Raw genomic sequence first — 20,023 nt, forward strand, 5'->3', positions numbered from 1 at the left:
GGTCACCACGGCAACCGCGTTGTTGATCTGCATATGACGTTCCCTTCTGCTCTGCGTCCGCTCGAGATTAACCGCCGCGTGTGGAATAAGTAAATACAGCTTCGCTATATCGACAGGTGAAACCTGTTACAGTTTTGTCGATATTGTGGCAGGTCGGACTGATTGCGTGACGCCGAGCAGAAGGGTGTTGTTATCCGTATGCCGCCTAGGTGAGCCGGACCGGGAAGCTCGTCATACCGTGGATCAGCAGGCTGGGCTGCCAGACCGGATCCTGGTCCGAAGCGCTCGGGCCCAGGTCCGGGAACCGGCGCAGCAGCGTCCGGAACGCGATATCGGCCTCGAGCCGGGCCAGCGGCGCGCCCACGCAGTAGTGGATGCCGTGGCCGAAGGCCAGATGCGGGCCCGAATCGCCGGTGATGTCCAGTCCCTCCGGATCGGCGTAGTGCTCGGGATCCCGATTGGCCGCACCCAGGGCGATATACACCAACTCGCCCTCCGGGATCTCCACTCCCGCGATCTCCACGGGTTCCGCGGTGTACCGCACGGTCGCCCAGCCCACCGGCCCGTCGTACCGCAGGAACTCCTCCACCGCGGCGGGCACCCCGTCCGGGTTCTCGCGCAGGGCTTGCAGTTGCGCCGGGTTGCGCAGCAGCGCCAGGGTGCCGTTGGCGATCAGATTCACGGTCGTCTCGTGGCCGGCGACCAGCAGCAGGAAGGCCATCGAGACCAGTTCCTGTTCGGTGAACCGGTCGTCGTCCTCGTCGCTGGTGTGCACCAGCCCGGACAGCAGATCCTCGCCGGGCTCCGCGCGCTTGGCCTGGACGAGCCGCCGCAGATAGTCCGACATGTCCGAACCCGCGGCGAAGACCTCCTCGTCGGTCGTCGCCGCGCCGCCGATGAGGAGTTTGGTCCAGCGCTGGAAGTCCTCGCGGTCCTCGAACGGAACGCCGAGCAGTTCGCAGATCACGGTGACCGGCAGCAGCACCGCGAAGGACTGGATCAGATCGACCTCGTCCCGGCCCTGCATCGCGTCCAGCAGACCGTCGGTGATCTCCTGGATGCGAGTGCGCAACGCGGCCACGCTGCGCACGGTGAATGCCTTGTTGACCAGCTTGCGCAACCGGGTGTGGTCCGGCGGATCGCTGTTGAGCATGTGCGCGGACAGGTCGAACGCGCCCGGATTCGCCCTGGCCGCAGGATTTTTGCGTTCGAAGATCGCCCGCAGGCCCGCAACGTTCTTCTGTAGCCGGGCATCGGTGAGCGCGGCGCGCCCCTCGTCGTACCCGAGGATCACCCAGCTGGGTATGTCGGTTCGAGGCAATCGGACCTGTAGCACCGGCCCGCGTTCGCGCCAGCGACGGTAGTACGCGTGCGGGTCGGCGAAAAAATCATCGCCGACTGTTTCGATTCGGTCGGGTGCTTCGGTATCGACCATGATGTCCTCACTGTCTCCTGCGATCGGGATCCGATCGCGCTCCCTGTGCGGCCGTCGGCCCCACCCCCACCAAGCTACTCGCGAGTACCGGGACAGGCTGTGGCGCAAGCGATCACGAGAACGGGCCGCAAATGGGACGAGCGTCGCATCCGAAACCGTCCGGTTCCGGGTCGACGGACCGGTTCGGAATGCGCGGCGGGCGTACTCTTCTGCGCGTGTCGCGCGCGCCACGCCGGGGAATTACGCCTGTTGGCTATCTTGCGGTTTCGCCATGGGCGGTCTATCGACTATTAATGCTATGTGCCGCTACCAACCGTGACCCTTTGGCTGCCGCAGCATCTCACACGCTTGGAGGCGCGATGACCATCGAGCACTCGGGCGAAGACGATGTCACGCATCTGGCGAAACGGGTCGAGCATGCCCGCGGACGACTGGCCTATCAGTTCGATCCCGCGCTGACCGAGGCCCTGTCCGAAGACGAGTTGCGCGCCGAACGTGAACTCGCCGAGAAGATCCGCGAGGCCGAGCGCGACCAACGCTGGAAGCATGTCCAGGCCGCGGCCGCGGCCTCCGACGAAGCCAGGACAACATCCCAGAAGATCGCGAAGGCCGACATGCGTGATCTGTTGCTCGCCCGCCGGGCGCTCGCCGCACAGCGGCGCGAATCCAGCCCACACGCCAAACTCGCCTCGCTGTACCGGCATCGGGCGTGGTCGCTGCGCGCGCTGGCCGGCGTGGTGGCGGCCGGAATGCTGTGGTCGGCGGTCAACGTGCAGCACAACATCGCCCCCGGCGGCCCGACCGATCCGCTGTACTGGTTCAGCTACCTACTCGAAGCAATGATCAGCGTGTGTCTGGTCATCATCATGATCGGCACCAACAAGGTCGCCGAATGGGGCATCCTGGACAGCCGCAAGCAGGTCGCGATCGCCGAATTGGCCCTGCTGTCACTGACTGTCGGGCTCAACACCTACCCGTACATCAGGTCGGGGCGGTGGTACGACGTCGGCGTGCACGCGGTCGCTCCGGTGATGATCGGTGTCGCGCTGCTGATTCACCACGCCGCCAGCTCGCGATACGGCATGGCCATCGCGCACGCCACCGAACAGGTTCGCGATCTGCCCGACCCCTCGGAGCAGATCCGCCGCACGATGCCGACATTCGTGAGTTTCTTCCGGCAGAACGTCTCTCCGGACGTGACCCGCCCCAGCGGCGCGCTGATGGCGTTGCCGGGCGGTGAGGCCACCTCGGCGGAGGGCTCCACGAAGGTGGACGCCATGGCCGGTGAGTCGGACAAGCACTCGACGGTGGACGCCGACGATTCACTCTCCTTCCGTCCCTCGGCCGCCGCCGATGCCGCAGTGACCACCGAATACCGCGCCAACGAAGCCTGGCTGAACGGCGCGGACACCAACGGCTCGGCCAAGCCGAACGGAAAGTCCGCCGCCAACGGCAAATCCGCGAGCAACGGCGCGGATGCCGATGGCGCACAGGACGATCCGCTCAACGGGTACGACACCGGCCAGTTCCGGATCGCCGAGACCCTCGAACAGGAACTCGCCGAACTGCGCGCCGAACGTCGCCGCGCCCGCGCGAGCAAGCAGCGCGCCTCCTCGTTCAGCGAGGACTGACCGAACCTTCTCGGATGCGCTGTCACCGCTGGTGGCAGCGCATCCGGGGCGGGGCCTGCACTCTGCGGGCGCGACGTCGCGCGGCTGGCGGTGGTCATTCGCGCGGGTTGTGCTGCGTTGGGCGTCGGGGTGGGGCAGGGTGGTGGCGTGCACAGCATCGTCCTGGAGCAGGTCGGGGTGAATTTCGGGCCGACCACGATATTCGCCGACGTCAACGTGCGGCTGCCGGGTGGCCGGTGCACGGCGGTGGTGGGGCCGAGTGGAGTCGGCAAGACCACGCTGCTGCGACTGCTGAATCGGCTCGCCGAACCGTCCAGCGGGCGGATCCTGCTGGACGATGTGCCGATCACCGAACTCGACGTCCTCGATCTGCGTCGCCGGGTCGGGCTGGTGCCGCAGCACGCGACGCTGCTCACCGACGTCGTCGCCGACGAAGTGCGGGTCGGCCGTCCCGAGCTGACCGACGAACGGGCGGGTGCGCTCCTGCGGCGGGCCGGGCTGCCGGAGACGTTCCTGCGTCGGCGCTGCGGCGAGTTGTCCGGCGGTGAGGCGCAACGGGTCTGCCTGGCGCGCGAACTGGCCGTAGGCCCGCAGGCGCTGATCCTGGACGAGCCGACCTCGGCCCTGGACGAGGCCGCCGCCGGAGCGGTCGCGGATCTCATCGGCGAGCACACCCGCGACGGCGGATCGGTGGTGCTGGTCAGTCACGACACCGCATTCGTCGGCCGGGTCGCCGACGAGGTACTGCTGCTGGGCGGCGGCGGACTGTCCGGGTTCGGCGCGCACGATGATCGGAAAGCCTGATGGTGCAAGGACTTTCGGTTCCGAACTGGCAGGGCGTCGGCACGTCGGTGGCGCTGGTGGCGCTGGCCGCGCTGATCGCCTACCGGCAGCGGCTGCACCTGACGCGTGAGTTGCTGATCGCCGCGGCGCGCGCCGGGGTACAACTCGTCGCGGTCGGGGCGATTCTGCTGATTCTGTTCCGGCACACCGGATTACCGGGTGCGCTCGGCTGGGTGGTGCTGATGATCGGCATCGCCGGACGGGTCGCCGGGCGGCGCGGCGCGGGCCTGCCGCACGCGATTCGAGCGGCCACCGCCGGGGTCGCGTTCGGGACGGTGATCACCCTCGGCGCGCTGATCGCGTTGCAGGTCATCTCGACTCAGGCGCGGGTGGTGGTTCCGGTGGGCGGGATGATCGTCTCGGGATCCATGCAGGCGACCGGCATCGCGCTGCGCCGCCTGCGGGAGGACGCCGTGGCGGCGCGTCCCGCGATCGAGGCCCGGCTGTGCCTGGGCCTGCCCGCCCGCACGGCATTCCTGCCGTACCGGCGGTCCGCGCTGCGCACCGCGCTGGTGCCCGGCATCGATTCCACCAAAGTCGTCGGCCTGATCAGCCTGCCCGGCGCGATGACCGGCCTGATCCTGGCCGGGGTCGAACCGCTCACCGCGATCCGCTATCAGATCGTGGTGATGTACATGCTGCTGGCCGCGGCATCGCTGGCGGCCCTGGCCGCGGCCCGGGTCGCCGAGCGCGCCCTGTTCGACGACGCGCAGCGGCTGGTCACCCTGCCGAGATGATCCGAGAACGTGCTGGTCGTCCGCTTCTCAGGAATCGCACAGGCGGATCTGGCGTTGTCCACACGTGTGCCCGGTTTACTGGAATAGCTGCCGCCGGGCAGTGTGGGGTGTGCTGAGCCCAAGGAGACGGCCGTGGACAGTGGAGTTACCGCCGCGTTTTCTCGTCGTGAGCTGGTTCGGGTGGCGGGCGTCGCAGGGGCATCGGTGAGCAGGCGCGGCCTGCGGTCGCTCAATGCCGACGCGTTGTCCAGCTGGACCGATCCGGTCACCGGGACGAGCGCGTTCGTCGTCGCGGACGGAGTCGGCGATCATCTGCTGGCCGCCCGCGCCGCCCGCACGGTCGCCGCGGTGGCCGCCCGGGAGGCGTCACAGGCCGGTGCGGCAGCCGGAATCCTTGCCGCGCAAGCGGAATTGCTGCGGCAGTTCACCGAGAAGGAGGCCGACGCGGTCCTCGTCGTCGCGGTGCTGCCGGCGAACGGCGGGCCGTGCGATATCGCCTGGGTCGGGGACACTCGCGCCTACCGGTGGAACGGCCGGGTGCTGCATCAGATCACCACCGACCACACCGCGGCGGAATACTTCCGGTCCCTGGGGCAGCGTCCCGCGCGGCGCTTCGAACATCTCGTGCTGACCTCCGCGCGCACGGTGTCGCCCGACGCCATCGGCCGCGCTGCGACCGGATCCAGTCACGGCCGGTTCCTGCTGAGCACCGACGGTGTGCACAAGCCGCTGGGCATGGCCGAGATCAAGGAGACGCTCGCCAGGTGCGCCACCGCCGCGATCACCGCGGAGGCTCTCGTGGATGGCGCGCTGCGGGCCGGAGGCAGTGACAACACCACGGCCCTGGTGGTGGACTGCCGTTGACGGCCGCCGCGCGATTCAGTCGGCGATGCTCTTCGCGGTGACGCGCCGGCCGTCCGTGGCCGTGTCGCCGGAGTCGGCCGAGTCGTCGGAGTCGTCGGAGTCGGCCGAACCGTCGGCGGGCGTCGAGCCGCCCGCCTGAGCGGCCAGCAGATCGCGAATCTGGGTCAGCAGTTCCTCCTGGGTGGCCCCGGCCTTCTTGGTCTCACCCCTGGCGAAGCGCTTCTTGAGCGTGTTCATCGGCAGGATCAGCGCGAAGTACAGCACGGCCGCGACCATGACGAAATCGATGGCCGCGCTGACGATCGGCCCGATCGCGATGAAGGTGGCCGGTTTACCGGGGACCAGCTGGAAACCCAGCCCGAACTGGCTGTTACTGCCCAGAATCGCCAGCAGCGGTTCCACGATTCCCTTGGTGACCGACCGGACGACCGCGGTGAACGCGGTGCCCATCACGACGGCGACGGACAGGTCGATGACGTTCCCGCGCATCAGGAAGTCTTTGAAACCTTTGAGCATGGTGGTGCGGACCCCAATCTGAGCTAGCTTCGTCCCCCTGGCGGAAGTCCTGGGTAGTGTAGTGGCCCGAATGCATCAGCACCGGCCGTGCTCCGGTGCGTGTGGCGATGAACACGCACGACTGTGCCCGCCGCGTAGTGTGTCGGAGGTGCAGATCCACCCGCCGCCGCGGTATCGGGAACGTCGTTCCCGGACGGTCTCCGGCGCGACGGTGTGGACCCGCACGATAGGCCCGGCCGACGACGCGCCGGTCCTGCCGGACGGATGTATGGATCTGCTCTGGCTGGGCGGCCGACTGGTCGTCGCTGGACCGGACACTCGCGGCTATCCGACCACCGCCCCGCCCGGAACGCGGATCGCCGGAATCCGGTTCTTCCCCGGCACCGCCCCCGCACTGCTCGGGGTCCCGGCGCGCGAACTGCTCGACCGCCGTGCCGATCTCGACCAGCTGTGGCGGCCCGCGCGGGTGCGTGCGCTGGCCGGGATCGTCGCCGCCTCTGCCGATCCCATGGCCGGACTCGACCGGATCGCCGGACGTATTGCCGCCGAGACGGATCCGGCCGACCCCGTACTGGGCGCGGTGGTGCGCCGGCTGAGCGAGGGGTCCGCGGTGGCCGCCGTCGCCGAGTCGCTCGGACTCGGCGAGCGCCGACTGCATCGAATGTCGCTGTCCGCCTTCGGCTACGGACCCAAGACGCTGGCACGGGTGCTGCGCCTGCAACGCGCGCTGGCCCTGGCCCGCGTGGGAATCCCGCTCGCCGAGACCGCGTTCCGCGCGGGATATGCCGACCAGGCCCATCTAGCGCGCGATGTGCGCGAGCTGGCCGGGACGTCACCGGCCCGGTTGATCGCCCGGGATCGACCCGCTCAGGTCAGCGGCGCGTAGAGGTCGACCCCGTTCCCGTCCGGGTCCAGGACGGTGGCGTAGCGCTGGCCCCAGAACGCGTCGAACGGTTCGAGGGCGCCGCGATACCCAGCCCCGGTGAGTTCGGCGAACGCCTCGTCCACCTCGGCGACGCCGTCGCATTCGACCGCCAGCCCGATCCGGCCGGGCTGCCCCTGCCAGTCCGGGTGGAAGGAGCGGACGGTGTCCTCGGTGTCGATCATGAGGTGTATGCCGCCGGGTAGCGGGGCCTGCGCGTGGCCGCCGGTCACCTCGCCGAACTCCAGCCCGAGACGGCGATAGAACCGCAGGGTCGCATCCAGATCCGCGGCGACGAGGCCGATCACATTCAGTCGAAGAGTCATGCCGCGGACTCTAGGGCGATGGCCGCGGTCCGGTCTTGAACAAATCGGACACCGTACCGGGGAAGTATCGGCGGTGATGCGATACTTTGCGGTCCCGGCGGCTACTCTGCGAGGTAGCTATTTCCAGGAAGATTCTTCGGGGAAACAGTAGGGCAGGAGGGGCATGGGGACCGATTCGACGCTATTGCACCGATTTGTGATTGCGAGACTTGCCGAGGCCGGACTGGATCGTGATCGGCTGCTACGCGAATGCGGGCTGCCCGATTGGGCCATGACCGGACCCGGCACACATGTATCGAACGACCATTTCGGTCGGCTCTGGGAAATCAGCGAGCAATGGCTCGACGACCCCGACGTCGCCTTACATGTCGCGAGCCGCTACGAGCTCCCGACCACTCGGCTCTACGACTATCTGTTCACCAGTGCGCCCACGGTGGGGGCCGGGCTGGCCACCTGCGGGCCGTACGTCACCGCGGTCACCAGCAATCACCGCTTCGAGCTGTTCCAGGAGAACGAGCGGGAGGCCACGCTGTCGCTGGACATGATCGTGGGGGAGGGCCGGGCCCGCGACTTGACGCAGATCTGGGGATTGGTGGCCGTGCTGACCAGGGCTCGCGTCGTCGTCGACGCGCCGCTGGATCCGGTCCGGGTCGCACTGCGGCAGCCCGCGCCGCGGAACCTGCGGACCTTCCGGGAGGTGTTCGGCACGGAGGCAATCGAATTCGGCGCTCCCATGGACGCGATGACGTTCCGGGCCACCGATATGGATCTGCCGCTGACCACCGCGGATCCGGTGCTGGCCGAGGTGCTGCAACCGCTGGCGGCCACCCTGCCGCCACCGCCGCCGCTGGAACTGAGCTGGGCCGAACGGGTGGGCGCGGCGCTGGCCGAGGCGCTGGACGAGGGTGAGGTCTCGCTGCAACGGGTCGCTCGCCGCCTGGCCACGAGTCCGCGCACACTGCAACGCAGACTCACCGAGGCGGGCACGACCTGGCGGCGGGAGCTGGATCGCGCCAGGCTTCATCGCGCCGCGGCCGCGGGCCCGGTGAGCCGTGCCCGGCAGGCGCAGTTGCTGGGATATGCGGACGCCGCCTCGGTACGTCGTGCCGCGCAGCGGTGGAACGTTGCGGCGCAAGCACGTTCGTTCGTGGAGGCGGGGACCGCCACCGGAACCTAGAATCTCAGGTGGGTGGCCGCGATTCCCCAGAACGTGGTGCGTTCCAGGGAGTCGAAATCCCAGCTCTCCGCTATCGCATGGGTTGCGGCGACGATCGCGGGTACATCGAAATCGTCGCGAGTTGCGGTGCCCTTCGCCTCGAGTGCGGCCACGACGTATGCCGTGGCGCTCTCACTGGTGTGCTGGGACCCGGTGTGCTGTGGCAAGGCAACCTCCAATCGTCGAGATACGGACTGTCGATCACGAATCATCGGGACGTGCGCCCCAGTTTTGTGTGCTGACCAATTGCCCTGCTAGCCCGGAACACGCCACTTTCGGGCAAACGCGCCAAACTCAGGCCGGACACCGGATACCCGTAGCAGAACTCGGATACCCCCGCTGGAGCTGCCGACTGGGAGACTATCCGAATCATGATCGACGCGTGGGCCATTACTCGGGTGTCGTTGTGCGAACGAGTTCTTCGTAACGAAATTCCGTCTCGATGGGAGTGCCCGAGGCGTGTGCTGTCTGTTCGCGGTGACGCAGTTCCACCCGTCGGATCTTGCCTGAGATCGTCTTGGGCAGTTCGGTGAACTCGACTCGGCGCACGCGTAGATAGGGCGCGAGATGATCGCGCGCGTATTCCAGGATGGCGCGGGCGGTCTCGCCGTCGGCGGACCACCCGGCGGCCAATGCCACGTACGCCTTCGGCACGGCCAGGCGGGTGTCGTCCGGCTGCGGCACCACCGCGGCCTCCACCACCGCCGGATGTTCGATCAGCACGCTTTCCAGTTCGAAGGGGGAGACCTTGTAATCCGAGGATTTGAAGACGTCGTCGGTGCGGCCGATATAGGTGATGTAGCCGTCGGCGTCGCGGGTGGCCACATCGCCGGAGTGGTAGTAGCCGCCCGCCATCGCCGCGGCATTGCGTTCGGGGTCTTCCAGATATCCGGTCATGAGATTGACCGGATCGGCGCTCAGATCCAGGCAGATCTCGCCCTCGTCGGAGAGTTCGCCGGTGATCGGATCCACCAGCACCACAGGAACTCCCGGCACGGGACGTCCCATCGATCCCGGTTTGACCGGCTGGCCCGGAGTGTTGCCCACCTGCAGGGTGGTCTCGGTCTGGCCGAATCCGTCCCGGATGGTCAGGCCCCACGCCTTGCGCACCTGCGCGATGACGTCCGGATTGAGCGGCTCACCCGCGCCGAGGATTTCGCGCAGTCCGGCCGGGCGTTCGCCGAGGTCGGCCTGGATCAGCATGCGCCACACCGTGGGCGGTGCGCAGAAGGTGTTCACTCCGGCCCGGTGCAGCTGGGCCAGCAGCGCCGCGGCGTCGAACCGCGCGTAGTTGTAGACGAAGATCGTCGCCTCGGCGATCCACGGTGCGAAGAAGCAACTCCAGGCGTGTTTGGCCCAGCCGGGTGCGCTGATCGCCAGATGGACGTCGCCGGGGCGCACGCCGATCCAGTAGAGCGTGCTCAGATGTCCGACCGGATAGCTGGTCTGGTTGTGCTGCACCATCTTCGGCTTGCTCGTGGTGCCGGAGGTGAAGTAGACGAGCAGTTCGTCGGTGATATCGGTGACCGCTCGGAACGGGCCCGCGCTGCGGACCGTGTCGGCCTCGGCGTAGGCATGCCAGTCCGGCGCCGGATCGCCCACGACGATCCGGGTGTAGTCGCCCTCGACCTCCGCGAACTTCGCGGTGTCGGCGGCGTTCGCGATGACGAAACGCACCGCGCCACGGGTGATTCGGTCGCTCAGGTCGGCGGGCCCGAGTGCGGCGGTGGTCGGCATGACGACCGCGCCGAGTTTGGCCACGGCCAGCATCGCCTCCCAGAGTTCGACCTGGTTGCCGAGCATCAGCAGCACCCGATCGCCCTTGCCCATACCGAAACTCGCGAACCAGGTCGCGACCTGATCCGAGCGCCGGGACATCTCCTGGAAGCCGACCTTGCGCTCGCTGCCGTCCTCCTCCACGATCCACAGGGCGGTGCGGTCGTTGCCGTGCGCGATCACGTCGAACCAGTCGATCGCCCAATTGAACTTCCCGGTCGGCCGAGGCCAGCGAAAGCTGCTGCGCGCGGTCTCGTAATCGGTTGCCGCACCGAGGAGTTGGTCGCGAGCCGCACGATAGAGCGCGGTATTGGACGTGGGTTCGGGCCGGGTCACCGATCGTCTCCTGTCGGGCCTTGGGTGGTGTCCGCCGAATCGGCGGCGAACAGGTTCGCGGAGATCTCCCGCATCTCGACCTTGCGGATCTTGCCGGTCACGGTCATCGGGAATTCCTCGACGAGGTGCACGTGGCGGGGAATCTTGAAACGGGCGAGCTGGCCGGTGCAGAATTCGCGCAGCGCGGCAGCGTCCAATGGTGTCGCGCCCTCGCGCATTCGGATCCAGGCGACGAGTTCCTCACCGTATTTCGGATCGGGTATGCCGACCACCTGGGCGTCGAGGATGTCCGGGTGGGTGTAGAGGAATTCCTCGATCTCGCGGGGATAGATGTTCTCCCCGCCGCGGATCACCATATCCTTGATCCGCCCGGTGATCGCGACGTATCCGTCCTCGTCCATCACCGCCAGATCGCCGGTGTGCATCCACCGTCCGGCGTCGATGGCATCGCCGGTGCGGCCCGGGTCGTTCCAATAGCCGAGCATGACCGAATAACCGCGCGTGCAGAATTCGCCCTGTTCCCCGCGCGGCACCGTGAGACCCGTTGCGGGATCGATGATCTTGACTTCCAGATGCGGGCCGACTCGGCCCACGGTGGCCGTGCGCTGAGCGAGTGAATCGTCGCGGCGGGTCTGGGTGGACACGGGGGAGGTCTCGGTCATGCCGTAGCAGATGGACACCTCGCTCATGCCCATTCGGTCGATGACCTGCTTCATGACCTCCATCGGGCACGGTGATCCGGCCATGATCCCGGTCCGCAGCGAGGTCAGATCGTAGGAGTCGAATCCGGGATCGGAGAGTTCGGCGATGAACATCGTCGGCACCCCGTACAGCGACGTACAGCGTTCGGCGGCAACGGTATCCAACGTCGCGGCCGGATCGAACGCGGCGGCCGGGATGACCATCGTCGCGCCGTGACTGGTCGCGGCCAGATTGCCCATCACCATGCCGAAGCAGTGGTAGAACGGCACCGGAATGCAGATCCGGTCCTGCGCGGTGTAACCGCACAGCTCGCCGACGAAATAGCCGTTGTTCAGGATGTTGTGGTGGGAGAGCGTCGCCCCCTTGGGGAATCCGGTTGTGCCCGAGGTGTATTGGATGTTTATCGGATCGTCGGGAGACAGATTCTCCTGTGCCGCGGCCAGTTCCGCCGGGTCCGCGGCACTACCGGAGTCCTGTAGGGCGGACCACTCGTCGCTGTCGAGCATGATCACCCGCTCGAGGTCCGGGCATTGCGGCCGGGCTTGTTCGATCATCGCCGCGTAATCGGATCCCCTGAACTCGGTCGCGGCGACCAGCAGCCGGATTCCGGCCTGCTGCAACACGAATCGCAGTTCGTGCATCCGGTACGCGGGGTTGATGTTGACCAGGATCGCGCCCATCTTCGCGGTCGCGTACTGCACCAGCGTCCACTCCGCGCGGTTGGGCGCCCAGATGCCCACCCGATCGCCCTTGCCGATGCCAGCGGCCAGCAGGCCCGAGGCCAGTGTGTCGACCCGAGCGCCGAATTCGCGATATGTCCACCGCGCTCCGGTGCCGCGATCGATGAGCGCGTCGCGGTCGCCGTAGGTTGCGACCGTGCGATCCAGATTTTCGCCGATGGTATCGCCGAGCAGCGGTGTGTCCCACGCCCCGTGTGTATAACTGGTCGGCCGAGCCCGGCCCGTACTCCCGTTCACAGATATAGGATCCAGGTCACACTTGTCCGCCCGCTACCCCCGGAAAGGGGTGCCGAGAATGAGTTCCGCCGATGCCCTGCGCCCCCGCGATTCCGATGCGCTGCGGGCGGAGTTACGGCAGGTCGCGGCGATGTCGGGGATGCCGGTGGTGTTCGGCGGCCAGGTGCACGCGGGTGCGTTGGTGCTGAGCGAGTTCCTCGGTACCCGGACCAGTGCGATGCGGGGTTTGGTGGTGTCCCCGTCCTCCGGTGTGGGCGGTGCGGCCTTCGCCAGTAAACGTCCGACCTCGGTCGCGGACTATCGGGAGGCGTCCACTATCACCCACCACTACGACGCGCCGGTGCTGAGCGAGGGATTGCGCGCGGTGGTCGGGATTCCGGTCGTGGTGCGCGGGGAATCGCGTGCGGTGCTGTACGTCGCGAGCCGCGATGCGGGTCCGGTCGGTGATCGCACGGCCGATCTGGCCATGGCGGCGGGGCGGCGGCTGTCGGTCGAACTGGCGATCCGTGACGAGGTGGACCGGCGGCTGCGTCTGCGCGAGGCCGCGGCGGGTGCGGTCGCCCCCGGGGCGGATGCGGTGGTCACCGAGCAGTTGCGCGCCATTCACGCCGAGATGCGGGGTATCGCCCAGACCGTCGCCGACAACGTGACCCGCATCCGGTTGCGGGATCTATCCGACCGGCTGGCCCGGCTGATGGCCGATCCCGGGATCCCGGACGAGGTGCCCACGCTCGCGCCCCGCGAACTCGACGTACTCGCGCAGATCGCCCTGGGGTGTGCCAATGCTGAAGTCGCGGAACGTCTTTCGCTTCGGCCGGAGACGGTGAAGAGTTATCTGCGCAGTGCCATGACGAAACTCTCCGCGCACACCCGGCACGAGGCCGTCGTGCGGGCGCGGCGGCACGGGCTGCTGCCCTGACCGGTTCGCGCCGGCTCGGCTGCCGACACGTCGAAGCCGCCCCAGCCGGGATCGGCGAGGGCGGCTTCGCGCGCGTGGATCAGACCCGTGGCCCGGTGCTCAGGCCTGCGGCTCGACCAGCTGGATGTCCAGCTCGATGGCGATCTTGTCGCTCAGCATCGCGGCGGGCACGCCCGGGGCGACGTCGAACTCCGAGCGCTTGAACGAACCGGTGGCGGAGAAACCGGCGTGGCGCTTGCCGTCGCCCTGGAACTCCTGCACGCCGCCCCACTCGACCTCCAGCGTGATCGGCTTGGTGACGCCGCCGAGGGTGACATCGCCGGTGACCTCGAACTCCTCGGCCACCCGCACCGGCTCGGACGCCTTGAAGTGCAGGGTGGGGCGCTTGTCCACATCGAGCAGGTCGGCGCTGCGCACGTGGTTGTCGCGGCCCTCGTTGCCGGTGTCGAAGGAGTCCAGGTGGATGGTGGCCTCGATGGTGGCGGTGCCGGACTCGTCGACCACGAAGCTGGTCTCGAAGTTGTTGAACCGGCCGCGAACCTTGGAAATGCCCAGGTGGCGTACGGTGAAGTTGACCGAGGAGTGGTTGGCGTCGAGCTCCCAGGCTCCGGTCGAGAGGGTCTGTTCGGAAGTCGTCATGCGATCAGTCTTCCGGACCGTGGTCCGCTTATCCACACCGCCCCTATCCTGGTACTGGCAGGGCGCGGATAACGAGTCCCGGATAGTAGAGGATGGATGTCGTGTCCAGGTCCGAATTCGCCGAGTTTCTGATAGCTCGGCGCGCGCAGTTGCAGCCCGAAGAGGTCGGGTTGCCCTCGGGGCGCCGACGCCGCACGCCGGGCCTGCGGCGCGAGGAGGTCGCCGCGCTCGCCGGGGTGAGCGTGGACTACCTGGCCCGTCTCGAACAGGGCCGCGACACCAATCCCTCGACCGCGGTCCTGGCCGCGCTGGCCGAGGCGCTGCGGCTGAACGAGGTCGAACGGCACCATTTCAGCAAGCTGGCGCTCGGGCTGGACCACCAGGTCGGCGGCTGTCCCTCCGACGGACGGGCCTTCGAGCGCGTCAGCGAGACCGTGCAGGCGGTACTCGACGCGCTGCACCCCACCCCGGCCTTGGTGCTGGGCCGACGGCTCAACGTGCTGGCCTGGAACGCCGCGTGGCGCGATTTCGCCGAGCCGCTCGGACTACTCGACGCCGAGGTCGAGGGCAATCTCGCGCACTACCTGTTCGGCCACCCGGCGGCGGCGAAATGGTGGACCGACTGGCCCGTGGCCGCCGACCTGCTGACCTCGTCGCTGCGCGCGGCCCGCTCCCAATGGGCCGACGATCCGCAACTCGCCTCGACGATCGAAGCGCTGCAACGCTTTCCGGAGTTCGCCCGGCGCTGGCAGGAACATCGCGTGACCGATTACCGTTCGGCCACGGTACATCTGCGCCATCCGATCCGCGGCGAGGTAGAGGTGGAGATCGAAACCCTCAATCCCGCGGTGGATCAGAGTGTGATGGTGTGGTTGGTGGACCGGCGTCAGGTCCGTGCGCCGGGACTGCGGCTGGTCAACGAATAGTCCGCGGCACCGGCACACCACGCGGCGACTCGGAGGTCGGGCTCAGGCTCAGCAGGGCGCGCCCAGACGTGCCGCGTTGGCCGCGTCGTCGTCCCCGGCGGCATTGGCCGCGAGTTCGGCGTTCACTCGGTCGCGGTAGCGAGCCAGCTCGCGGGACTTGGCGGTTTCGTCCCAACCCAGTTGTCCCGCAACGATATCGGCGATCACCGCGGCTGCGGCCAGGCCGCGGTCGGGCACCTCGATGGAGATGCGGGTGCGGCGGGTGAGGATGTCGTCCAGGTGCAGCGCGCCCTCGTGGGTGACCGCGTAAACCGCCTCCGCGCCGAGGTATTCGGTGCCCGGCAGCGGCATGCCGAGTTCGGGTTCGCGGTCGATCATCGCGAACAGCTCGGTGGCCAGTGAGCCGTAGCGGGACACCAGGTGGGTGGCCGCGGCGACCGAGAGCCCGGCCCGCTGGGCGACGCTGTCGATGTCGTCTCGGAGTTCGTGATATCCGGCCGCCCCCAGGATCGGCAGATTCCCGGTGACCGAGGGGGCCACCCCGCGCCCGAATCCGGCCACCGCGGCGTCGATCACGTCCGCGGCCATCACCCGGTAGGTGGTGTACTTGCCGCCCGCGATGACGAACAGTCCCGGAACCGGTTCCGCCACAGCGTGTTCGCGCGAGAGCTTGGCTGTGCTCGACGACGCCCCGGACAGCAGCGGCCGCAGGCCCGCGTAGGTGCCGACGATATCGGCGCTCGAAAGGGGTTCGCGCAGTAGCGAATTGACGTGATCGAGGATGTACCGCACGTCCGCCGCGCTGGCCACCGGATGATTCTTGTCCAGCGACCAGTCGGTGTCGGTGGTGCCGATGATCCAGTGCTCCCGCCACGGGATCACGAACAGCACGCTCTTCTCGGTCCGCATGATCAGCCCGGTGTCCAGATCCAGGCGCTCCCGCGGCACCAGGATGTGCACACCCTTGGACATCCGCACGTGGAACGGGAAGTCAACGCCGGTCATGGCATTCATCTCGTCGGTCCACACGCCCGTCGCGCTGATCACCCGCCGCGCGCGCACCGGGTACCCGCGCCCGGTCTCCTGATCGGTGACCACCGCGCCCACGACCCGCTCCCCCTCACGGAGCAGTCCGGTCACCTTCGCCCGGGTCAGCACGGTCGCGCCGTGCCGGGCGGCGGTGCGCGCCAACGTCATCGTGTGCCGTGCGTCGTCGACCTGCGCGTCGAAGTAGCGGATCGCGCCGACCATCGCGTCCTCGCGCAGGGCCGGAGCCAATTCCAGTGCGCGCGAACGGCTCAGGTGTCGATGCATGGGCAATGCCCGTGCGCCGCCGAGGGTGTCGTACAGCGCGACGCCCGCACCGATGTAGGGACGTTCCCAATGACGTTGCAGCGGAAACAGAAACGACACCGGATGCACCAGATGCGGGGCCAGCGTGTTCAGCAGCAGGCCCCGCTCCCGCAACGCCTCCCGCACCAGCGCGAAATCGAGTTGTTCGAGATAGCGCAGCCCCCCGTGGATGAGTTTGCTGGAGCGGCTCGACGTTCCGGCCGCGAAGTCCCGGGCCTCGACCAGCACGGTGGTCAGGCCCCGGGAGGCGGCGTCGAGGGCGGCTCCGGCACCGACCACGCCGCCGCCGATGACGAGTACGTCCACCTCGTCCTTACCGAGCGAGGCGAGGGCATCGGCGCGATAGGTTGGGTCCAGATGTGCGGGCACTGCCGTATCTCTCCTTGTTGCAAAGGTTTTCGAAGAACGGGCCCGGACGCGGCCGGGCCCGGGTCGCTCACTCGTCGACGTCGATCCAGTCCAGGGTCCGCTCGACGGCCTTCTTCCAACGCGCGTAACCGCGTTCGCGCTCCGGCTCGCCCAGGGCGGGCTCCCAGCGCTTGTCCTCCTGCCAGTTCTGCTCGAGTTCGTCCGTGCTGCGCCAGAACCCGACCGCCAGGCCCGCGGCGTACGCGGCGCCCAGCGCGGTGGTCTCGGCGACGACCGGCCGCGAGACCGGGACGCCCAGGAAATCGGCCTGGATCTGCATGCACAGCTCGTTGGCGGTGACGCCGCCGTCCACGCGCAGCACGTCGAGTTCCACACCCGAATCGGCCTGCATGGCGGCCACCACGTCGCGGGTCTGGTAGCAGATCGACTCGAGCGTCGCGCGGGCCAGATGCGCGTTGGTGCTGTACCGGGACAGGCCGACGATCACCCCGCGCGCATCCGAGCGCCAGTAGGGCGCGAACAGCCCGGAGAACGCGGGCACGAAGTACACCCCACCGTTGTCGTCCACCTGCGCGGCGAGCGATTCACTCTGTGCCGCACCGGAAATGATGCCCAGCTGATCGCGCAGCCACTGCACCGCCGAACCGGTGACCGCGATCGAGCCCTCCAGCGCGTACACCGGTTTCTGCTCGCCGAACTGGTAGGCGACGGTGGTGAGCAGTCCGTGCTTGGACCGCACCAGCTCCTCGCCGGTGTTCAGCAGCAGGAAATTGCCTGTGCCGTAGGTGTTCTTGGCCTCGCCCGGCCGGAAACACACCTGTCCGACCGTCGCGGCCTGCTGATCGCCGAGCACGCCGGCCAGCGGCACCTCGCCCCGGAACGGGCCGTTCGCCAGTGTCTTGCCGAACAGTCCAGGATTCGAGGACGGCACGATATCGGGCAGCATCGCGCGCGGAATTCCGAAGATGGACAACAGTTCCCGGTCCCAGTCCAGCGTCTCGAGATCCATCAGCATGGTGCGGCTGGCATTGGTGGGATCGGTCAGATGCACACCGCCGTCGACGCCCCCGGTGAGATTCCAGATCAGCCAGGTGTCCGTGGTGCCGAACAGCGCCTCACCGCGTTCGGCGTCATCGGCCACGCCGGGCACGTTGTCCAGGATCCAGCGCAGTTTCCCGCCGGAGAAGTAGGTGGCGGGCGGCAGTCCGGCCTTGCGGCGGATGGTGTCGCCGTGCCCGGCGCGCTCGAGGTCCGCGGCGATCTTGTCGGTGCGGGTGTCTTGCCAGACGATGGCGTTGCAGTACGGGCGGCCGGTGCGCCGATTCCACACGACGGTGGTCTCGCGCTGATTGGTCACCCCGACCGCGGCCAGGTCGGCGGCGGTGAGATTCGCCTTGGTGAGCGTGGATTCGATGACGGCGCGGGTGCGTTCCCAGATCTCGGTGGGATTGTGTTCGACCCAGCCCGCCCGCGGCAGGATCTGCTCGTGCTCGAGCTGATGACGGGCGATCTCGTTACCGTCGTGATCGAACACCATGAAACGGGTGCTCGTGGTGCCCTGGTCGATGGCTCCGACGAACTGGCTCATCGCGGTCCTTTCGAAAGAATGTGCTGGAGAAGGGGTTCAGAAGTCTGTAATCGGATCTTGCGGCGTTGGCAAGGGCCGCGGCCGGGAAATCCCCGATCTACAGCACCAGGTGGGCGATGATTCCGGCCAGCGCGCCGCCGATCAGCGGTCCCGCCACCGGAACCCACGCGTAGGACCAGTCGGAGTTCTTGCGCTGCGGCTGTGCCGGGACGGTCCGCTGTTCGGTCCGCTGCTGTGTCCCGTCGCCCGCACCGACCTTGACCGGGACCCGCTCCGGCTCGGCCGCGGCGGTGGAATTCATCGGCAGCAGCGCGTGCGCGATGCGCGGGCCCAGGTCGCGGGCCGGATTGATGGCGTATCCGGTCGGACCGCCCAGCGATGCGCCGATACCGACCACCAGCAGTGCGACCGCGGCCGGGCCCAGGCCGGTGGGTGTGTGCCCGAAGGCCACCACGACGAAGACCAGCACGAAGGTGGCCAGGATCTCGGTCACCAGGTTCCAGCCGTAGGAGCGGATCTCCGGGCCGGTGGAGAACACCGCGAGCTTCTTGGCCCCGTCGGTCTCGGCGTCGAAGTGCCGCTTGTAGGCCAGATAGGCGGCGCACGCACCGAGGAACGCGCCGATCATCTGCCCGAGCAGATAGGCGATGGTATTGCCGACGGTGATCGGAATTCCCGTCGCGTACTCGTGCGCTCCGCTGAACGCGATGCCGACGGTGACCGCCGGATTGAGATGCGCGCCGGTCTTGTAGGCGGCGTACACACCGGCGAAGACACCCAGTCCCCAGCCGAAGTTGATCAGCAGCCAGCCGCCGTCGAATCCCTTGGATTTGGTCAGCAGCACATTCGCCACGACACCGGCGCCGAGCAGGATCAGAAGTCCCGTTCCGAACGCCTCACTGACGAAAATCGAGCCGAAGTTCACCGTTGAGCCTCCGTGATGAGCAATTGGGTCGCCACTGCGACCGCACCGGCAAACGGTACGAATCGCCCGCGTACGGTGGAATCGACAGCGTTCGACAATGCCGAACGGGCGGGCTGGTCGTGCCCGGTCCGCACGGTTACGTTCCTTCCGGCTGGGAGGACTTCATGGTGCAGGTCACATATGGTGCCGGTGATGTTGTCGGTCGATCACCCGGCGTTCGACATTGTCGAATCGGAACTTTGCAGATAGGTTTCCGCCATGCCCGGTCCGATCCAATCGATCGAACGGGCGGCCGCAATCATGCGACTGCTCGCCCGCGGCTCCGGCCGCCTCGGCGTGGGCGATATCGCTGCCGCACTCGATCTCGCCAAACCCACCGCACACGGCATCCTGCGCACCCTGCAGGGCGTCGGATTCGTCGATCAGGACGCGGCCAGCGGCAAATATCGGCTCGGCGCGGCGGTGCGGCAACTCGGCGCGGTGGGGATCGACGCCAACGAACTGCGATCCTGGGCGATCAACTGGGCGGACTCCCTGGCCTCGCGCACCGGTGAGGCGGTGCGGGTGGGCGTCTTGACCGACGGCGGAGTTCTGGTGGTACATCACGTCTTTCGGCCGGACAACTCCGAACAGGCCCTACAGGTCGGCGAGCGGTTGCCCCCGCACGCCACCGCACTGGGCAAGGTGCTGCTCGCGGCCGAACCCGATCTCGCGGGAGCGGTCCGGCGCGTCGAGCTGACCTGGCTGACGCACCGCACCCTCACCGATCGCACCGCGCTCACCCGCACGCTGACCGAGGTGCGGCGCAACGGCTGGGCCGGTGAGGTGGAGGAGTTCCGGTCCGGCGAGGCCGGTATCGCCGCGCCCATCCGCGCGCACGGTGGACTGGTCATCGGCGCGATCGGCATCGCCGGACCGGTCGATCGACTGTGCGGCGCGCAGCTGCGGCATCGTCCGCCGCTGATCGCACTGGTGCGTGACGCCGCCCACGCCATTTCCCGCGATCTGGCCGCAGGCCATTGA

Annotated in this window: 19 protein-coding genes; 9 read left to right on the forward strand and 10 right to left on the reverse strand. The window is 68.0% G+C overall.

Annotated elements, in window-relative coordinates; all coding sequences use genetic code 11:
* Window positions 1-205: 205 nt before the first annotated feature.
* Window positions 206-1,435, reverse strand: coding sequence for a cytochrome P450 family protein (locus NM2_RS39210; protein WP_067680505.1), 1,230 nt, complete (start codon window positions 1,433-1,435; stop codon window positions 206-208).
* A 359-nt stretch (window positions 1,436-1,794) separates the two neighbouring features.
* On the opposite strand from NM2_RS39210, the gene NM2_RS39215 reads away from it, so the two are divergent.
* From NM2_RS39215 to NM2_RS39230, 4 genes are all read left to right on the forward strand, one after another.
* Window positions 1,795-3,066: a hypothetical protein gene (locus tag NM2_RS39215; RefSeq protein ID WP_067680508.1), complete on the forward strand. Its 1,272-nt coding sequence runs from the start codon at window positions 1,795-1,797 to the stop codon at window positions 3,064-3,066.
* A gap of 147 nt (window positions 3,067-3,213) precedes the next feature.
* On the forward strand, window positions 3,214-3,870 hold the full coding sequence (locus NM2_RS39220) for an ABC transporter ATP-binding protein (RefSeq protein WP_245718437.1): 657 nt from the start codon (window positions 3,214-3,216) through the stop codon (window positions 3,868-3,870).
* A complete protein-coding gene (locus tag NM2_RS39225; RefSeq protein WP_067680511.1) occupies window positions 3,870-4,646 on the forward strand; it encodes an ABC transporter permease in 777 nt (258 codons plus the stop codon). The genes NM2_RS39220 and NM2_RS39225 overlap by 1 nt, the downstream gene beginning before the upstream one ends.
* 132 nt (window positions 4,647-4,778) lie before the next feature.
* Window positions 4,779-5,510 (forward strand): PP2C family protein-serine/threonine phosphatase, encoded by a 732-nt coding sequence (locus NM2_RS39230; protein ID WP_084532020.1) that lies wholly within the window; start codon window positions 4,779-4,781, stop codon window positions 5,508-5,510.
* Window positions 5,511-5,525: 15 nt separating this feature from the next.
* On the opposite strand, the gene mscL is transcribed toward NM2_RS39230, so the two are convergent.
* Entirely contained in the window at window positions 5,526-6,026 is a 501-nt protein-coding gene (mscL, locus tag NM2_RS39235; RefSeq protein WP_067680518.1) for a large conductance mechanosensitive channel protein MscL, read from the reverse strand.
* 148 nt (window positions 6,027-6,174) lie between these two features.
* Between mscL and NM2_RS39240 the strand changes: the two genes are divergently transcribed.
* Entirely contained in the window at window positions 6,175-6,912 is a 738-nt protein-coding gene (locus NM2_RS39240) for a helix-turn-helix transcriptional regulator (protein ID WP_245718438.1), read from the forward strand.
* On the opposite strand, the gene NM2_RS39245 is transcribed toward NM2_RS39240, so the two are convergent.
* Window positions 6,894-7,274 (reverse strand): VOC family protein, encoded by a 381-nt coding sequence (locus NM2_RS39245; protein ID WP_067680521.1) that lies wholly within the window; start codon window positions 7,272-7,274, stop codon window positions 6,894-6,896. The two genes, NM2_RS39240 and NM2_RS39245, sit on opposite strands and share 19 nt — an antisense overlap.
* A gap of 196 nt (window positions 7,275-7,470) precedes the next feature.
* Here NM2_RS39245 and NM2_RS39250 point away from each other — a divergent pair, with 196 nt between their 5' ends.
* Window positions 7,471-8,451, forward strand: a complete 981-nt coding sequence (locus NM2_RS39250) for an AraC family transcriptional regulator ligand-binding domain-containing protein (protein ID WP_245718439.1) — start codon at window positions 7,471-7,473, stop codon at window positions 8,449-8,451.
* On the opposite strand, the gene NM2_RS39255 is transcribed toward NM2_RS39250, so the two are convergent.
* From NM2_RS39255 to NM2_RS39265, 3 genes are all read right to left on the reverse strand, one after another.
* Window positions 8,448-8,657: a hypothetical protein gene (locus NM2_RS39255; protein ID WP_051193550.1), complete on the reverse strand. Its 210-nt coding sequence runs from the start codon at window positions 8,655-8,657 to the stop codon at window positions 8,448-8,450. The genes NM2_RS39250 and NM2_RS39255 overlap by 4 nt on opposite strands.
* Before the next feature lie 223 nt (window positions 8,658-8,880).
* Window positions 8,881-10,602, reverse strand: coding sequence for an AMP-binding protein (locus NM2_RS39260; RefSeq protein ID WP_067680527.1), 1,722 nt, complete (start codon window positions 10,600-10,602; stop codon window positions 8,881-8,883).
* Window positions 10,599-12,281, reverse strand: a complete 1,683-nt coding sequence (locus NM2_RS39265; RefSeq protein ID WP_067680530.1) for an AMP-binding protein — start codon at window positions 12,279-12,281, stop codon at window positions 10,599-10,601. The genes NM2_RS39260 and NM2_RS39265 overlap by 4 nt, the downstream gene beginning before the upstream one ends.
* 58 nt (window positions 12,282-12,339) lie before the next feature.
* Here NM2_RS39265 and NM2_RS39270 point away from each other — a divergent pair, with 58 nt between their 5' ends.
* Window positions 12,340-13,200, forward strand: a complete 861-nt coding sequence (locus NM2_RS39270) for a helix-turn-helix transcriptional regulator (protein ID WP_067680533.1) — start codon at window positions 12,340-12,342, stop codon at window positions 13,198-13,200.
* 99 nt (window positions 13,201-13,299) lie between these two features.
* Here the strand turns inward: NM2_RS39270 and NM2_RS39275 are convergent, their stop codons facing one another.
* Complete coding sequence (locus tag NM2_RS39275) at window positions 13,300-13,839, reverse strand: YceI family protein (protein ID WP_067680536.1); 540 nt, start codon at window positions 13,837-13,839, stop codon at window positions 13,300-13,302.
* 92 nt (window positions 13,840-13,931) lie between these two features.
* Here NM2_RS39275 and NM2_RS39280 point away from each other — a divergent pair, with 92 nt between their 5' ends.
* The gene (locus NM2_RS39280) at window positions 13,932-14,765 is read left to right on the forward strand and encodes an MmyB family transcriptional regulator (RefSeq protein WP_245718440.1); all 834 of its coding nucleotides are present in this window, start codon (window positions 13,932-13,934) and stop codon (window positions 14,763-14,765) included.
* 48 nt (window positions 14,766-14,813) lie between these two features.
* Here the strand turns inward: NM2_RS39280 and NM2_RS39285 are convergent, their stop codons facing one another.
* The 3 genes from NM2_RS39285 to NM2_RS39295 form a co-directional block, all read right to left on the reverse strand.
* Window positions 14,814-16,487: a glycerol-3-phosphate dehydrogenase/oxidase gene (locus NM2_RS39285; protein WP_067680539.1), complete on the reverse strand. Its 1,674-nt coding sequence runs from the start codon at window positions 16,485-16,487 to the stop codon at window positions 14,814-14,816.
* Between the two features lie 67 nt (window positions 16,488-16,554).
* Window positions 16,555-18,075, reverse strand: a complete 1,521-nt coding sequence (gene glpK, locus NM2_RS39290) for a glycerol kinase GlpK (protein ID WP_067680542.1) — start codon at window positions 18,073-18,075, stop codon at window positions 16,555-16,557.
* A gap of 97 nt (window positions 18,076-18,172) precedes the next feature.
* Window positions 18,173-19,000, reverse strand: coding sequence for an MIP/aquaporin family protein (locus tag NM2_RS39295; protein WP_067680545.1), 828 nt, complete (start codon window positions 18,998-19,000; stop codon window positions 18,173-18,175).
* 258 nt (window positions 19,001-19,258) lie between these two features.
* On the opposite strand from NM2_RS39295, the gene NM2_RS39300 reads away from it, so the two are divergent.
* Window positions 19,259-20,023: an IclR family transcriptional regulator gene (locus NM2_RS39300; RefSeq protein ID WP_067680548.1), complete on the forward strand. Its 765-nt coding sequence runs from the start codon at window positions 19,259-19,261 to the stop codon at window positions 20,021-20,023.

This window comes from Nocardia miyunensis NBRC 108239, assembly GCF_001613065.1.
Lineage (GTDB): Bacteria > Actinomycetota > Actinomycetes > Mycobacteriales > Mycobacteriaceae > Nocardia > Nocardia miyunensis.

Bases quoted from the DNA above. Each gene is read 5' to 3' on its own strand.
- NM2_RS39210 (WP_067680505.1), bottom strand. From the start codon at position 1,435: ATGGTCGATACCGAAGCACCCGACCGAATCGAAACAGTCGGCGATGAT.
- NM2_RS39215 (WP_067680508.1), top strand. From the start codon at position 1,795: ATGACCATCGAGCACTCGGGCGAAGACGATGTCACGCATCTGGCGAAA.
- NM2_RS39225 (WP_067680511.1), top strand. From the start codon at position 3,870: ATGGTGCAAGGACTTTCGGTTCCGAACTGGCAGGGCGTCGGCACGTCG.
- mscL (WP_067680518.1), bottom strand. From the start codon at position 6,026: ATGCTCAAAGGTTTCAAAGACTTCCTGATGCGCGGGAACGTCATCGAC.
- NM2_RS39245 (WP_067680521.1), bottom strand. From the start codon at position 7,274: ATGACTCTTCGACTGAATGTGATCGGCCTCGTCGCCGCGGATCTGGAT.
- NM2_RS39270 (WP_067680533.1), top strand. From the start codon at position 12,340: ATGAGTTCCGCCGATGCCCTGCGCCCCCGCGATTCCGATGCGCTGCGG.
- NM2_RS39275 (WP_067680536.1), bottom strand. From the start codon at position 13,839: ATGACGACTTCCGAACAGACCCTCTCGACCGGAGCCTGGGAGCTCGAC.
- NM2_RS39280 (WP_245718440.1), top strand. From the start codon at position 13,932: ATGGATGTCGTGTCCAGGTCCGAATTCGCCGAGTTTCTGATAGCTCGG.
- glpK (WP_067680542.1), bottom strand. From the start codon at position 18,075: ATGAGCCAGTTCGTCGGAGCCATCGACCAGGGCACCACGAGCACCCGT.
- NM2_RS39300 (WP_067680548.1), top strand. From the start codon at position 19,259: ATGCCCGGTCCGATCCAATCGATCGAACGGGCGGCCGCAATCATGCGA.